This window comes from Hymenobacter sedentarius (assembly GCF_001507645.1).
Lineage (GTDB): Bacteria > Bacteroidota > Bacteroidia > Cytophagales > Hymenobacteraceae > Hymenobacter > Hymenobacter sedentarius.
In genome coordinates this window covers 3,475,639-3,490,745 of sequence record NZ_CP013909.1, presented here as the reverse complement: position 1 = coordinate 3,490,745, position 15,107 = coordinate 3,475,639, and the positions used below count along the sequence as shown (strand labels likewise).

Here is a 15,107-nt window from a genome sequence, read left to right as displayed (position 1 = left end):
CCCCAAGTTACTGTGCAGCCACCTCAAAAGCAATGGAGGTGCTTATGTTTCTTTGGGCTCCCGGGCATGGGGCAGTCCCTTACAGGTGCCTAAGTTTTCGGGCGGCAGAAGAAAGCCAGCCCCACATTGCCTCGAGTGGCAGTGGGGCTGGCTTTCTTCTGGCTATCCGCGGGCAATTAGTCATCCATCATCCCGGCATCCCGCGTGTCGCCCATGCGCCAGTACACCAGCAGCGACAGAAACGCGCAGCCGGTCACGTACCAGTAGAACCACTCCTCTACCCCCTGATTCTTCGCCAGCAGGGCCACGTATTCGGCCGTACCGCCAAAAATGGCGACCGTGAGCGCAAACGGCAGCCCCACCCCTAAGGCCCGGATGGACGTCGGAAACAGCTCTGCCTTCACCACGGCGCTGATGGAGGTGTAGCCGCTCACCACAAAAAGCGCCGCAATGAGCAGGCCGGCGGCGGCCCAGGCATCGTGGGTGTGGGCCAGCAGGCGTAGCAGCGGCACCGTACCCAGCGTGGCCCCCAGGCCAAACATTATCAGAACTGGCCGCCGGCCCACCTTATCCGAGATGGCGCCCATCAGGGGCTGGAACAACAACGCGACGGCCATTACCCCGAAAGAAATGAGGGTGGCCTGCTCCTTGCTGAACCCCGCGGTGTTCACCAGGAATTTCTGAGCATAGGTGGTGAACGTATAAAAGGCCAGCGTGCCGCCCATGGTGAGGCCCACCACCGTGAGCACCGCCCGGGGATGCTGCCGGAGCAAGTGCATCTGGCCCCGTGAGGGAGCCGGGCCCTCTCCTTCCGCATCGGCAGACAACACGCCCAGCTGGTGCTGCTCGAAAGCAGCCGTCTCGCCCATGTGCGTGCGGAGGTACAGCGCGCCCATGGCTGCCACCGCCCCAATCACGAAAGGCACACGCCAGCCCCAGTCGCCGAGCTCGGCGGGCGTGAGCAGGCGCTGCAAGCCCAGCTGCACCACCAGGGCCAGCAGCTGCCCGCCCATTAGGGTCAGGTACTGAAAGCTGGACCAAAACCCGCGGTGCCTGGCGCCAGCCATCTCGCTGAGATAGGTAGCCGAGGTGCCGTACTCGCCGCCCACACTGATGCCCTGTACCAGCCGGGCCAGCAGCAACAGCGCCGGAGCCGCCACCCCAATGCGCGCATAGCCCGGCGTGGCCGCAATCAGCAGGGAGCCACCGGCCATCAGCCGGACCGACAACAGCAGCGCCGCTCTACGCCCATGCCGGTCGGCATAGGCGCCGAGCAGCCACGCCCCGAGCGGCCGCATCAGAAAGCCCACCGCAAAAATGGCTGCGGTATTGAGCAGTTGGGCCGTGGGGCTGCCCTTCGGGAAAAACACCGGCGCGAAATACAGCGCAAAGGCTGAGTAGGCATACCAGTCATACCATTCCACCAAGTTGCCAATGGAGCCACTGACGATGGAGCGCAGACGCGAGATGGGGCGGGAAGTAGCGGGAGCGGAAGCTGTCATGCGGCAAATAAACAGAACGGATTCGCGTCGGCGCGGTCCCATCATTGGGTGCGTTGTGCGTCTAAGGTCAGCAAATCCCCCGCAGCGTCACCGCTTAACTTTGTGTCTTCACAGCTCAAGTTGAGTTGAACTCCTAAAGGATAGCCACCTTTCATATTACACAAATGTTAAAACAAGAATTAGAAGTCTTACTTGCCCCGGAAGTAGCTTTCGATGAGCTTGCGCGCTATGAAGCCATATTACAGCAAGCCGGGCTCCAACCCGGTGAAGCCGATTTTGTGCATTTAAAGCGGCGCTCTATTGATGCCCGTGGCCGCCAAGCCATGGTGCGGCTACGCGCCGACGTGTACCAATCCGCGCCTCCTGCCGACCTATTTGGGCCCTGGTTTGTTTATCCAAATGTTAAAACAGCTACTCGCTCTACTATCATAGTTGGGGCTGGCCCGGCTGGCCTGTTTGCGGCCTTGCGCTGCATTGAGCTGGGTATAAAACCCATCGTGCTGGAGCGCGGGCTCGACGTCCGGGCGCGGCGCCGCGACCTGGCCGCCATCAACAAGGACCAGGTTGTTAACCCGGATTCTAATTACTGTTTTGGCGAAGGTGGCGCGGGCACCTACTCCGATGGCAAGCTCTACACCCGCGCCACCAAGCGCGGCGATGTGGGCCGGGTGCTGCGCCGCCTGGTGCAGCACGGCGCCACCCCGGATATTCTCGTGGATGCCCACCCCCACATTGGCACCAACAAATTGCCAGCCGTGGTGCAGGACTTGCGCGACGCCATTATTGCAGCCGGCGGCGAAGTTCGTTTCGATACCCGCGTAACCGACCTCATTCTGGAAAAGGACCGCCTGCGCGGCGTGGTCACGGCCACCGGCGAGGCGCTGGAAGCCGATGCCACCATTCTGGCTACCGGCCATTCCGCCCGCGACATCTACGATTTGCTGCACCGCCGGGGAGTGCTCATCGAAGCCAAACCCTTTGCCCTGGGCGTGCGGGTGGAGCATCCGCAGGCGCTCATCGACCAGGCCCAGTATCGCCGGGCCGAGCGGGGCCTGCTGCCTGCAGCTTCCTACTCGCTGGTGCACCAAACCGAAGTGCGCGGCGAGCAGCGGGGCGTGTTTTCGTTTTGCATGTGCCCCGGTGGCTTTATTGTGCCGGCCGCCACGGCCCCGGGCGAAGTGGTGGTAAACGGCATGTCGCCCAGCCGCCGCGACTCCCGCTTTGCCAACTCCGGCATTGTGGCCGCCGTGGAGCTGTCTGATTTGGACGTGAAGCAGTATGGCCCCATGGCCGGCCTGCACTTTCAGCAGGAAATTGAGCAGCGCGCCTGCCACATCGCGGGCGGCACCCAGCACGCGCCGGCCCAGCTCCTTGGCGATTTCCTGAAGGACAAGCAGTCGAATACACTACTGGAAACGTCTTACCAGCCCGGCCTGGTGTCGGTGCGCATGGACGACGTGCTGGGGCCCGTGCTGGCCGAGCGCCTGCGCCAGGGCTTCCGGGACTTCGGTCGCAAAATTCCCGGGTATGCCACCAACGCCGCCCAGATTGTGGGCGTGGAAAGCCGGACCTCGGCGCCGGTGCGCATTCCGCGCGACAAGGACACCCTGCAGCACCCCGTGGTGGCGGGGCTATTTCCGTGCGGCGAGGGCGCGGGCTATGCCGGCGGCATCGTGTCGGCCGCCATGGATGGCGAGCGGTGCGCCGAAGCGGTGGCCGCGCTGGTGGGCCGGTAGCGCAGGCAGCTTGCTTTAGCTAGTTTAGGTTGTGTGCCCCCGGTTGGGCACCCAGGCGGGCTAGTACGTGGTGAACCATATTGTCGCAGCGGGGTCCGAGATAGGCGAAGGCTTGCTGGGGAGCGAAGTGCGCCAGCTGGTTTCGGAGCCGTTCGCGGGCCCGCAGCAGCCGCACTTTTACGTTGGCTTCGGTGAGATGAAGGGCATCTGCGGTTTCGTGTACGCTCAGTCCTTCCACTTCGCGCAGCACAAAAACGCTCCGATACATTTCGGGCAGGGACTCTACGGCGGCTTCCAGAGCTTCGCGCAGCTCTTCGTTCAGCAAGTTCTGCAAGGGCGTGCCGGCAGCGGGGCGCTGGTCTGGTGCGTCTTCGGCAGTGTCGTCGTCCAGGTCCACGAGGCGCTGCTGCCGGCGGCGGTCCATGAGGCATTCGTTGAGCATGATGCGCGTGAGCCAGGTTGGGAAGCTGGCGCGCTCTTCAAACTGGGCCAGTTGCTCGTAGGCCTTTACCCAGGCGTTCTGCATGGCTTCTTCGGCGGCCGCGGGATGGCCAAGCAAGGCAATGCCGGTGCGGTACAGGCGCTGGTTGTAGCGGCGCATGAGCAGCTCGAAGAGCTTCTTCTCACCCGCCAGCACCCGGTGGATGACCTCAGAATCGGTAAGCGGAACGAACGGCATAACGGCTAAGGGCGGAATCATGGGGCGAATATTGAGCTACGCGCGGCATCGCGCGGCGGCCATGGTTAGATGAAAAATCATGGAAAAGGTTACAAGTCCCATGCCCCACTGCTGCTGTAACCCCTGGCCCGGGCTGTGCATCTAATGGCAACAAACCCATTAAACCCTAGCGCCATGCAACCTTCTGCAAATTTTCCCTACAGCCAGCAACGCACCCAGCCCACTTCCAGCGCCGCGCACTCCGTTGTCCGGGCCCTGACCTTGACCTACAGTGTCGTGCCCATTGTAGCCGGGCTCGATAAGTTCACAAACCTGCTCACGAAGTGGGAAGCCTACCTCGCCCCGGGCATTGTGAAAGTGCTGCCCGTGCCGGCCCATACGTTTATGATGATTGTGGGCGTCATTGAGGTTATAGCCGGCATTCTGGTGTTTGCCCGGCCCCGCATTGGGGCGTGGGTCGTTATGGCCTGGCTGCTGTGCATTGCCGCCACCTTAATAATAGGCGGGCATTATTATGACGTGGCCGTGCGCGACGTGGCCATGGCCATGGGCGCGTGGTCGCTGGCCCGCCTGAGCTCCGCTCCGGAGAGTCACTCGTGACTCCTCGGCCCCTGAGGCGGTTGTTGCGTACAGATAAGCCCGTCCGCATTTTATTTATCCCACGCTTCGCCCGCCCATGGAATCCAATAAGAAAACCCTCGTCCTCGGAGCTTCCGACAATCCCGCGCGCTACTCGTTCCGCGCCGTGCACATGCTCAAAAACCACGGCCACGACGTGGTGCCCGTGGGCATTCGCAAAGGCCAGGTAGCCGGGCTCGATATCCACACCGACCGGCCCGCCGATGGCGACATCGATACCGTGACGCTCTACGTGGGCCCGCAGAATCAGCCCGCCTGGTACGACTACATTCTGGACCTCCAGCCCAAGCGAATTCTATTCAATCCGGGCACGGAGAACCCCGAGTTGCAGCGCTTGGCCCGGGACCGTGGCATCCAGACCGAAGAAGCCTGCACCCTGGTTTTGCTCTCGATTGGGCAGTATTAGCCAGCCTCGGCTCAGAAAGCAAAAGGCCCTAGCAAGATTTGCTGGGGCCTTTTTATTTAATTGGGTAATGCTATATTCCAGCCAGCACCGGGCATTACGGAGACCTGAGCCATATCTCCAGGAGAAAACGCAGCTGTATCGGTTCTGACATTGATGGTGGTTTCTGAGAGGGCAACCTCAACCTCATAATACCCCCCGAAAAACCGAACGGCGGCTACGGTACCATTCAGCCCAACTCCGGTGCCTGGCCCTAGGCGGAGCTGCTCCGGTCGCACCATGAGCTGGGTCGTCGAGGCTTTCCGCTTGGAAACGGGCGCCAGGGCCTGGCGGTCGGTGCCGCGCAGCAGGTTGTAGTCGCCAAAGAGGGCGGCCGTGTACTCGTTTACCGGTTGCTGGTAGATTTCCTGCGGCGGGCCTTGCTGAATGATGCCGCCCCGGTGCATTACCAGGATTTCATCGGCCCACGACAGCGTATCGGCCGCGTCGTGCGAAACCAGCAGGCAGGTGATGCCCAGGCGCGAGCCCAGTTCTTCGATGATGCCCTGCAGCACGCGCTTATGCATGCGGTCCAGGTTGGAAAACGGCTCATCGAGCAGCAGCAGCTGGGGCGAGCCCAATAGCAGCCGCGCCAGAGCCACGCGTTGCTGCTCGCCGCCGGAGAGCTGGTCAGTACGGCGTTGTGCCAGGTGGTCGATGCGGCACAATTCGTACAGGGCCTGGGCTTCTGCAGCGGGACGCTTGTTGGCGTAGCGCAGCACCTGCTCTACCCGCAGCGAGTGCGGCAGCGCAGAATTTTGCGCGAGGTACGCCACGCCGGGGTGGCCGGGTACCAGCGTTTCGGCCGGGCCGCGCACCCGGCTGCCATTCACGCGCACTTCGCCGGAGTTGGGCTGAATCAGGCCGGCTATTATTTGCAGCAAGGTGCTTTTGCCGGTGCCGGATTCGCCCGCCAGCGCAATTTTCTGGTGTGGCTGCTGCGTGAAGCTAATCTGCTCCAGCACGCGGCGGCCGTGCTCTTCCAGGCCGATGCCGGATAAGGCTAGCAACGCCATGCGGGCCAAATTGAAGAATGGGGCGGAAAGGGCTGCAAACAGTTCGGATTTCGAGCACGCGGTGTGAAGTGGCGCAAGCTACGCAAGCCCCGCCATTGCCAGGGAGCCAATGGTCGCTGGTTTGTTAGCTTGAAGCCTTACTAGATTAGCTCAATTACCCAGAAAACCGCTTATGAAAGCACCATTTAGCGCCATCCACAAAAAAGCAAAGTGGGCAGGCAACCCTTGTCCCTACTTTCGCATCTGCCGCGTCGACTCACTAGCTCTTCTGCCTTTTGCCCACTCTTACCGTGACGACCGAAGCCGACCTCATCGCTGCCTGTGTGCGGGGCGAGCACCGGGCCCAACGCCAGCTCTACGACCAATTGGCCGGGCTCATGCTTACCGTGTGCCGCCGCTATCTCAAGCGCCGCGAAGACGCCGAAGAAGCTTTAATCCTGGGTTTTGCCAAGATGTTCCGGGCCCTGCCCAACTACCGGTTCGAGGGGAGCTTTGAAGGCTGGGTGCGCCGCATCATGGTCAACGAAGCCCTGATGCAGCTCCGCCAGCGCGAGATGATGACGGTTTCGTTTGAAGATTTTCAGCAGCCCGAAAACCTGGCCACCACCGCGGCTACGGCCGACACCCAGCTGCAGGCCGAAGACCTAATGGGCCTGCTGGCCACCCTGCCCGCCGGCTACCGCACCGTATTCAACCTCTACGCTCTGGAAGGCTACGGCCACCAGGAAATTGCCGAGCTGCTGGGCATCTCGGAAGGCACCAGCAAATCGCAGCTGAGCAAGGCCCGCGCCATGCTGCAGCGCCGCATTCAGTTTTCTGCCATCGCTAGCAATTAGTATTATGCCTCCTGAAGATATCGACGACTTATTCCGCGACCGACTGGACGGCCACACCACCCCGCCCGGCGATGCGCTGTGGGCCCGGCTCCAAGCCCAATCCCAATCGCCCTCCGAACCCACTGCCGACGCCAACGCCGACCGGCTGGACCTCCTGTTTCAAAAAAGCCTCAACACGCACGCCACCCTGCCCGGCCGCGAATTATGGGAGCGCCTTGAAGACGAACATCTGCGCCCCAAAAAGCGCCGCGCTGCCGCTTGGTGGCCCATGGCCGTAGCCGCGGCCCTGGCGCTGCTGCTGGTAGCCGGCGGCGCCGGCCTCTGGCTGGGCTTCCCGCTACGCCCCGCCCAAACGGGTTCGGTGGCTTCTCAACAGCAGGCAATACCCGACCAGCCGGCCCTAAACCTGCCCAATAACACTGAGGCTACTAAAGCAACTCCTGGCGTTGCTTCTCCTGAGCAAGAAGTGGTAGCAGCGGCCGAGCCAAGCCGCACCCCCGAAACCACGCTGCTTACGCCAGCAGAAAAAAATATAACCAGCCAGGCAACCCGTCCCGAAGCCCTTGCATCTACCGCATCAAAGGCCAGGATGTCAGCCCCCGGGCAGTCGCCCCGCCACCTGATGGAAACCAGTCGGCAGCCGGACGCGGCCGCCGCTCGCCTTCCCCTCGTGGCTCGCGCCGCCACCCATCCTACCCCGCCCCGGCCCACCGCTGCTGACGAGCAGCGGCCCACCCCCGAGCCGGAACGGGTGCTGGCCCTGAACCCCAAGCCTGCCCCCGCTGCGGAAATCGCCCCGGCCAGCTCGATTCCCAGTCAGGCCGTTGCCGCGGCGCCCGAGCTCATCACGGTAGAAGTGCGAAACGGCAGCGAGCCCGCGGCAACACCCGGCAAGCTCGCCGCCGTGGCCGTGGCTACCGAAGCTCCGGCAGAGCGCCGCCGTCTGGGCGGCCGGCTGCTGCAACAGGCCCGCAACCTGGCGCGGGGCGAGCGGGTCAGCCTGGCCGAAGTCACCGGCCTCCCCGAGAACGTGACCGTGCGCGCCACCGTGGCCGGCCACAGCCTCACCAAATCCATTCAACTCTAACCTCTCATTTTCCAGAAACCATGCAACGCTCTTTCCTCTCCTTTTCTCTGCTGCTGCTCATGCTGCTGGGCGGGCTGAATGCTGCCCGCGCCAGCAGCCTGGGCCCCAACACCCTGATGAAGGATACCATTGTGGTGCGCCTGCCCAATCAGGCCACTCTTACGCTGGTGGTGCGCGACGCCGCCCAGCTGCGCCAGATGAAAAACTATCACCTCGACTCGCTGACGTGGCGCCTGGCCGGCTACATTGCGCAGGCCGAGCTGGCGGCTAAAAACGCCAGCACCGACCAGGTGACCATGCAGTTTTACCCCGACAAAGACCAGCCCGGCAAAAACCTGCCCGAGCAAATCCGCATCACAACCCGCAAAAAAACGCCCAGCAACAACCGGGTCGACGTGCTGCTCAACAAGACCTTCGGCGTGGTGGTGACGACCGATAAGGACGGCTCGAAGTCCTACAATACCGCGTCGGATGGCAAGTCGAAAGAGGAACGCCAGGCCCACCGCGACTCTACCCGTCTCAAAAACATCGAGCGCAAGCACACCTCGAGCAACCTCATCTTCGACCTGGGCCTAAACGCCTTCGTCAACCAGAAGCAGTACCTCAGCCCTACGGGCCAGCCCGAAGCCGTGGACCTGCGCACCGAAGGCTCCCGCTACGTGAACCTCGGCTGGGACTGGGACACCCGCCTCGGCGGCAAGCACAGCCCCGTGAGCATCACCGTGGGCCCCCAGTTCGCTTTCAACAACTTCATGCTCAGCGGCAACAACAAGTGGGTGAGCGCCAACGGCCGCACCGACGTGGTGCACGAAGCCGACAGCCGCCAGCTCCAGAAAACCAAGCTGGCGACGTCCTCCATCAACCTGCCGCTGATGCTGCGCCTCCAGCTCCGCGACTCGCATTACAAGGAAACCTTCACCATCGGCGCGGGCGGCTTCATGGGCTACCGCATCAAGTCTTGGACCAAGCTGAAGTACACCAACGAAGGCACCGTGTACAAAGATAAGGAAGACGGCAGCTACAACATGGAAAACTTCTTGTATGGTCTGCAAGGCACCATTGGCTACGGCGACATAGAGTTCTTCGCCAAGTACAACATGAACCAGCTGTTCAAAACCAACGCCGGCCCCGACACCCAGGTACTGAGCTTTGGCATCCGCCTGTTTGGCAACTAAGCGCTAGCTAATTCTAAAGCAAAAGCCCCGGCTCAACGCGAGCCGGGGCTTTTGCTTTTATTGGGAGGCTTGCTGAAATCGGGTTTAACCAAGTAAGCCATCCGGTTTACTAATTGAGCTAAAAAATCCAGCTCAATTTTTCATTCCCGGCTTAGCTATTGATTACGAAAGAAATTATCCAGCAGAATGGCGGCTGAGATGGCAACGTTTAGGCTTTCGGCGCCGCCCTTCGCACCGCGCGGTATGTGCAGCCGGCGCGTGAGGCAGGCTTCGACCGAGGGCGTGAGGCCGTGCGATTCGCTGCCCATCACTAGCACCCCGGCGGGGCGCAGCTTGAGGTGGTGCACGTTGTCGCCTTCCAAATCGGCGCCGAAGATGCCCATACCAACCGGCAGCGTGGGCAGCCACTCGGCCAGGTCGCGCTCCCAAACCTGCACCCGCGCAAATGCGCCCATGGTGGCGGCCACGGTTTTGGGCGAATACGGGTCGGCGCAGCCGGGGCTGAGCACCACGCCGGGCAGCCCGTACCAGTCGGCCAGGCGCAGCAGGGTGCCCAGGTTGCCGGGGTCGCGCACTTCGTCGAGGGCCAACAACAAACCCGCTTCGGGTAGCGTTGGAGGCAAAGGTTTTTCGGCGGGCAGCCGGGCCACGGCCAGCGCAGTGGTATTGGTGGCCAGGGTGCCAAGCTGCGTCAGTTCGTACTCGGTGGCAATGGCCAACGGCAGCCCATCGGGAAGGTGCTTGTGGTGGGTCGAGGCAAACTCGGCCGTGACGAGCACGTGTTCGGTTTCCAGGTCGGAACTTAGCAGCTCCAACACGCTCTTGCCGCCTTCTACCAGGAAGGCGCCGTGGCGTTGCCGGTATTTTTTTTGGTGCAGCGATTGCACGTATTTGCCAAGTGCTTTTGAAACCATTGTTATCTAATAATTCGTCGAAGCTACGGCCATGGCGCTGGCTGAGTTGGAGCATGGCGCCCGTGCTGGGGCTATGGATGTTGGCGTCGTGCTCGCCGTTCAATTTGCTGCGGCCGGGCCAGCGCCTGCTCAGCCGCGTGGAGCTCAAGGGAGTGGAACAGGCCGACAAAGAACGGCTGGCGGCCCTGGTCCAGCAAAATCCCAACACCCGCTTCCCACTCCCCAAGCTGGGGATTTATCAGTTGGGCCACCGGTTCTACGACTCGGCGCGCATCAAAAGCAAGATGCTCGAAATCCAGAAAAGCTACGATGCCCAGCTGCAAGCCGCCGGCACCGATTCGGCCAAGCTGGGGAAGCTGCTGGCCCAGCGCGAGCGCAAGATTAAGCGCAAGCAGCTGGCCCTCGACAAGGGCAACGCCATCATGCGCCTGGGCGAGTCCCCGGCAGTGTACGACTCCGCGCTCACGCGCAAGTCGGTAGAGCAAATGACGACCTACCTGCGCACCCAGGGCTTTTTCCGGGCGCGCGTGACGGCCACCGACACCGCCCGCTACCACCGCGGCCTCGTGATGCAAGCCCTGAAGGCCGTGGGTTCCATCTTTCCGGGCAAACCCGACACCCTGGATGCTGCCAAGCGCTACCGTCGCGTCACGGTCACCTACAACATCACCGAGAACCAGCCTTTCCGCTACCGCCTTCAGCCGCCCAGCATTCCCGACTCGGGCGTGGCCCAGGTGGTGCGCAACGGTCAGGCCAAGTCCCTGCTCCACGACAACGAGCGATACAACGAGGAGCAGATTAGCGCCGAGCGCCTGCGCCTCGAAACTCTGCTCAAAAACGCGGGCTACTACGATTTCCGCCAGCAGTACATCACCCTCGAGGCCGATACCAGCTACGAGCCCCTTACGGTGCGGCTGCGCACGCTCATTGCCAACCCGGCCCCGGGCCAGGGTCACCGCGTGTATTCGGTGCGGCAGGTGCGGTTTGTGACCGATGCCGGCGTGGGCCGCACCCTGCGCGCCGCCACCGGCGATACCCTGCGCCGCTCTGGCACGCTGGCCGGCCAGAGTCGCCGCCCCAACCTCGGCGTGCGCACCGATACCGTCGTGACGGATTCGGTGCACTTCGCCGCCTACGAGCAGAAGTACAGCACCCGGCTGCTGGCCCGCAAGGTGATGGTGCGCCCCGGCCAGCGGTTCAGCCTCGACCGCACCCTGCAAACGCAGCGCCTCCTGGCCGACCTGGACATGTTCCGCTTCAATACCGTGAACTACCGCAAAGTGGCCGACCCACCCTCGGCCGACAGCGCCGGTGTGCACCCGCCGACCGGCGAGTTGGTAGCAGTTATCAATGCGTCGCCCGCGCCCAAATTCGCCGAAACCAGCGAAGTAGGCGGCACTTTTATCGCTGCCTTAGCAGGCCCATTTGTGAACCTGCGCCTCAAAACCCGAAACCCTTTCGGTGGGGCGGAGGTGCTGGAGCTGGGCGTGCGCGCCGGCCTCGAAGGCCAGCTCACCCGCGTGGCCGACTCCGATGGCAAAGATTCTCCGCAGTCGGTATATACCCGGCAGTTGGGCGCCACCGCCGCGCTCGTGTTGCCCCAGTTTTTAGTCCCTTTTAATACAAACAAATTTTTTACCCGTTACAACCCCAAAACGCGGCTTTCGCTTTCCGAAACGTTTGTGCAACGCCCCGAATACACGCGTTCTAACTTCGAGTTTGCCTTCGACTACATCTGGCAACGCTCTCTGTTTCACCAGTATGTGTTCTCGCCCATCGTCATCACCCTGGTCAACACGATAAGACAAGACGATTTATTCAAAGCCCGGCTACTTCAGCTACGCGACTCCACCGGCTCTTCCCTGTACCGCTCTTTCAGCAAGCAAATAGAGCCCAGCATGAGCTTCACCTCGCTTTATAATTCCAACGACTTTAACGAAACACGCGACGCCAAGTATCTGCGCCTCTTTGTGGAAGTTGGGGGACTCACCCGGGGGCTGTATAAGGAGAAGCTATTGAGCAACACGGGGCTTAACGTGTATGACTTTGCCCGCTTCAGTGCCGACTACCGCCGCTACCATCACCTCACTCCCAACACGTTCTTCGTGTGGCGCCTCAACGGCGGCGTGGTGCACGCCCTCACCCGCACCGACGACCCCGATGTACCCGGCAATGACCCGCAATACATCATTCCCTACGACAAATCCTACTTTGCGGGCGGCTCCACCAGCCTGCGGGCCTGGCAGCCCCGGAAATTGGGCCCCGGTGGCTACAGCCCCACCCGCATCACCAAAGACGGCAGCGTGGTGCGCGACTTCCTGACCGAACAACCCGGCGAATTGCTGCTCGAAGGCAGCGCCGAATACCGGTTCCCAATCTATGGCTTTATCAAAGGGGCTTTTTTTACCGACTTTGGCAACGTGTGGGGCCTGCAGGAGCGCAAAGGCAAGCAAGGCGAATACCTCCGCCCGGGTGCCCAATTTCAGCTCAATACCTTTTACAAGCAGATTGCCGTGGGCTCCGGCATGGGTATTCGTTTTGACTTTACCTTCCTCATCCTGCGGCTGGATATTGCCACCAAGATTTACGACCCCACCGCCCCCGGCGCCGATAGGTGGGCCCTGCGCAATTTCGATTCCAGTGCCAACCCCATTGCCTTTAACCTAGGCATTGGCTACCCATTCTAACGCAAAAAGGTCTGAATAAAAGCGAGAAAGGGTACATGACGCGTTTCGCATCATGTACCCTTTCTCGCTTTTCCAGCTTTATGGCTCAGCTCAATATGCCAGCAGCTCGCCCAGCGTCGCGGCTACTTTCGCTGCGCTCGGTAGCATTTGCCGCTCCAGCTCCACATTTAGCGCAATGGCCGGCAGGTTGGCGGCTCCCAGGATGAATACAGGGGCGTCCAGCTCCTGGAAGCACTGGCGCTGAATGCGGCCAGCCAGGCTTTCGGCAAAGCTGTTCAGCAGGGGCTCTTCGGTGAGCACCAGCACCTTTCCATGCCGGCGGGTGGCCTCATTCACGGCTTCAAAATCGATGGGGTTTAGGGTGCGCAAATCCAGAATTTCGACCTGCCCGGGGAAGTCGCGGCTAGCGGCTTTGGCCCAATGCACGCCCATGCCATAGGTAACTACCAAGGCGGTGTCGCCTTGGCGCAGCTTGTCCGGGTCGGCGGCCTGGGACACGGCTGCTTTCCCCAGCGGGATGACATAACCGGTCGCCGGCTCCATGGTTTTGGCGTCTTCCGTGCCGGGCACTTTGCTCCAGTACAGACCCTTGTGTTCGAGCATCACCACCGGGTTGGGGTCGAGAAAGGCGGCCCGCATCAGGCCTTTCATATCGGCCGCATTGCTGGGGTACACCACCTTAATGCCCCGAATGGTGAGCAAGGTGCTTTCGATGGAGCCCGAGTGGTAGGGCCCGCCGCCGCCATAGGCCCCAATCGGCACCCGAATCAGGGCCGAAACCGGGAACTTGCCCATGGTCAGGTAGCAGGATTTGGACAGTTCCTCCACCAGTTGATTCAGCGCAGGCCAGATGTAATCGGCAAACTGAATTTCGACAATGGGCCGAGCACCCACGGCCGCCATGCCGGCCGTGCTGCCCACAATGTAGGCCTCCTGAATGGGCGTGTTGAACACCCGGGCATCGCCGTATTTTTTGGCCAGCAGGGCCGCTTCGCGGAATACCCCGCCCAGCTCACCGCCCACGTCCTGGCCATAAAACAGCGCCTCGGGAAACTCCCGCAGAATGTCGTCGACGGCGTGCAGGGCGGCATCCACCATCAGGGCTTTTTCGGCGCCGGCGGGGCTGCGCTCACCGGCTTCGGCGGTGACGGCCGCGGGCGCAAACTCATGGTCGGCAAACGTGGCCGGGTCCGGGTTGGGAGCCGCTACCGCCGCCTGCCAGTCGGCGCGCACAGTGGCCTGGGCATCGGTGGCCAAAGCCGTTAGGTCGGCTTCGAAAAAGCCAGCCTGGAGCAGGCGTGCGTGCAAGCGCGGCAAGGGGTCCTGCTCCTGGTGCGCGGCCAGGTCGTTGCGGTACCATTCGCGGCGTACCCCGCTGGTGTGATGGCCCAACAGCGGGCATTTGGCATGCACCAACACCGGCCCCCGGCGGCTCCGCACGTGGGCAAAAGCCTCAGCCAGCCCTTGGTAGGAAGACCCAAAATCGGCCCCATCTACCTGCAGGCGGTGCAAGCCCGGGAAGCCCGCCGCAAATTCAAAGGCATTCATGGCGCGCATTTCGCGGCCCGTGGCCGAGATGCCCCAGTCGTTGTCCTGCACCAGGTACACGATGGGCAGCTGGTGCAGCACCGCCATCTGCAGCGCTTCCGAAACTTCGCCTTCCGTCATGGCCCCATCGCCAATGGAGCAAAGCACCAACGGGCTGGCCTCCACGCCTGGGTTGTTCAGCCCCTGCGGAACCTCAATGCGGATGCCCTGCTTCTCGAAGTAATGAATGGCGTGCGCCATGCCCGTGGCCGGAATGGCCTGCATGCCCGTGGCCGAGCTTTGGTGCGGAATAACCGGAATGCCCGCCCGCCGCAGCGAGGGATGGGAATAATAAGTGCGCCCGCCGCTGAAGGGGTCGTCGGCTTTGGCCAGCAGCTGCAGCATCAGCTCGTAGGGCCGCAGGCCCAGGCCCAGCAGCATCGCATCGTCCCGGTAGTAGGGAGCGGCGTAGTCCGTTTCCAGGAGCAGAAACGCGGCGGCCAGCTGCACGGCTTCGTGGCCGCGGGCGGTGGCGTGCACGTAGCGCGAGGCCACTGCCTTTTCCTCTTCATACAGCGTGGCCATGGCGGCGGCCGTGTGCATCAGGCGGTAAGCGCGCTTGAGGAGTTCATTATCCAGGACCGGAGCGGGCGCGCCGCTGGCAGGCGCGGCAAAAGCGGCGGCGGCCGCAGCAGCAGCGGCCGTTACGCGGGTAGAGGCCGGGGTGGCAGTATCAGAAACGGCGTATTCAGACATTAGCGGCGTGGGAATTTGGAGCACAAAAGTACGCCCCTCCCGCGCCCGTATCTTTGCCGGGCCAACGCCCACCCGCAGCTTCGGCCCTTGCGGGGGCATTGTTTCCGCAAA

Annotated in this window: 12 protein-coding genes; 7 read left to right on the top strand and 5 right to left on the bottom strand. The window is 62.3% G+C overall.

Annotation, left to right across the window (positions count from 1 at the left end):
* Positions 1 to 176: 176 nt before the first annotated feature.
* A complete protein-coding gene (locus AUC43_RS14365; protein ID WP_068195009.1) occupies positions 177 to 1,502 on the bottom strand; it encodes an MFS transporter in 1,326 nt (441 codons plus the stop codon).
* 164 nt (positions 1,503 to 1,666) lie between these two features.
* On the opposite strand from AUC43_RS14365, the gene AUC43_RS14360 reads away from it, so the two are divergent.
* Positions 1,667 to 3,238: an NAD(P)/FAD-dependent oxidoreductase gene (locus AUC43_RS14360; protein ID WP_068195007.1), complete on the top strand. Its 1,572-nt coding sequence runs from the start codon at positions 1,667 to 1,669 to the stop codon at positions 3,236 to 3,238.
* A 19-nt stretch (positions 3,239 to 3,257) separates the two neighbouring features.
* Here the strand turns inward: AUC43_RS14360 and AUC43_RS14355 are convergent, their stop codons facing one another.
* Positions 3,258 to 3,938 (bottom strand): RNA polymerase sigma factor, encoded by a 681-nt coding sequence (locus AUC43_RS14355; protein WP_068195004.1) that lies wholly within the window; start codon positions 3,936 to 3,938, stop codon positions 3,258 to 3,260.
* 153 nt (positions 3,939 to 4,091) lie between these two features.
* Between AUC43_RS14355 and AUC43_RS14350 the strand changes: the two genes are divergently transcribed.
* Together AUC43_RS14350 and AUC43_RS14345 are read left to right on the top strand one after the other, a co-directional pair.
* Positions 4,092 to 4,517: a hypothetical protein gene (locus AUC43_RS14350; protein ID WP_199243452.1), complete on the top strand. Its 426-nt coding sequence runs from the start codon at positions 4,092 to 4,094 to the stop codon at positions 4,515 to 4,517.
* Between the two features lie 76 nt (positions 4,518 to 4,593).
* Complete coding sequence (locus AUC43_RS14345) at positions 4,594 to 4,962, top strand: CoA-binding protein (RefSeq protein ID WP_068195001.1); 369 nt, start codon at positions 4,594 to 4,596, stop codon at positions 4,960 to 4,962.
* Positions 4,963 to 5,018: 56 nt separating this feature from the next.
* On the opposite strand, the gene AUC43_RS14340 is transcribed toward AUC43_RS14345, so the two are convergent.
* Entirely contained in the window at positions 5,019 to 6,014 is a 996-nt protein-coding gene (locus AUC43_RS14340; RefSeq protein WP_071886110.1) for an ABC transporter ATP-binding protein, read from the bottom strand.
* Between the two features lie 275 nt (positions 6,015 to 6,289).
* On the opposite strand from AUC43_RS14340, the gene AUC43_RS14335 reads away from it, so the two are divergent.
* From AUC43_RS14335 to AUC43_RS14325, 3 genes are read left to right on the top strand one after another with little or no spacing between them, the layout of a single operon-like run.
* The gene (locus tag AUC43_RS14335; RefSeq protein WP_082685106.1) at positions 6,290 to 6,850 is read left to right on the top strand and encodes an RNA polymerase sigma factor; all 561 of its coding nucleotides are present in this window, start codon (positions 6,290 to 6,292) and stop codon (positions 6,848 to 6,850) included.
* A gap of 4 nt (positions 6,851 to 6,854) precedes the next feature.
* Positions 6,855 to 7,937: a hypothetical protein gene (locus tag AUC43_RS14330; protein ID WP_068194996.1), complete on the top strand. Its 1,083-nt coding sequence runs from the start codon at positions 6,855 to 6,857 to the stop codon at positions 7,935 to 7,937.
* Positions 7,938 to 7,957: 20 nt separating this feature from the next.
* Complete coding sequence (locus AUC43_RS14325) at positions 7,958 to 9,112, top strand: porin family protein (protein WP_068194993.1); 1,155 nt, start codon at positions 7,958 to 7,960, stop codon at positions 9,110 to 9,112.
* A 155-nt stretch (positions 9,113 to 9,267) separates the two neighbouring features.
* Here AUC43_RS14325 and AUC43_RS14320 read toward each other — a convergent pair whose 3' ends face one another.
* Entirely contained in the window at positions 9,268 to 9,999 is a 732-nt protein-coding gene (locus tag AUC43_RS14320; RefSeq protein ID WP_335340883.1) for an RNA methyltransferase, read from the bottom strand.
* Between the two features lie 17 nt (positions 10,000 to 10,016).
* Between AUC43_RS14320 and tamL the strand changes: the two genes are divergently transcribed.
* Complete coding sequence (tamL, locus tag AUC43_RS14315; RefSeq protein WP_157781095.1) at positions 10,017 to 12,713, top strand: translocation and assembly module lipoprotein TamL; 2,697 nt, start codon at positions 10,017 to 10,019, stop codon at positions 12,711 to 12,713.
* A 90-nt stretch (positions 12,714 to 12,803) separates the two neighbouring features.
* On the opposite strand, the gene AUC43_RS14310 is transcribed toward tamL, so the two are convergent.
* Entirely contained in the window at positions 12,804 to 14,996 is a 2,193-nt protein-coding gene (locus tag AUC43_RS14310) for an alpha-ketoacid dehydrogenase subunit alpha/beta (RefSeq protein WP_082685104.1), read from the bottom strand.
* Positions 14,997 to 15,107: the final 111 nt, after the last annotated feature.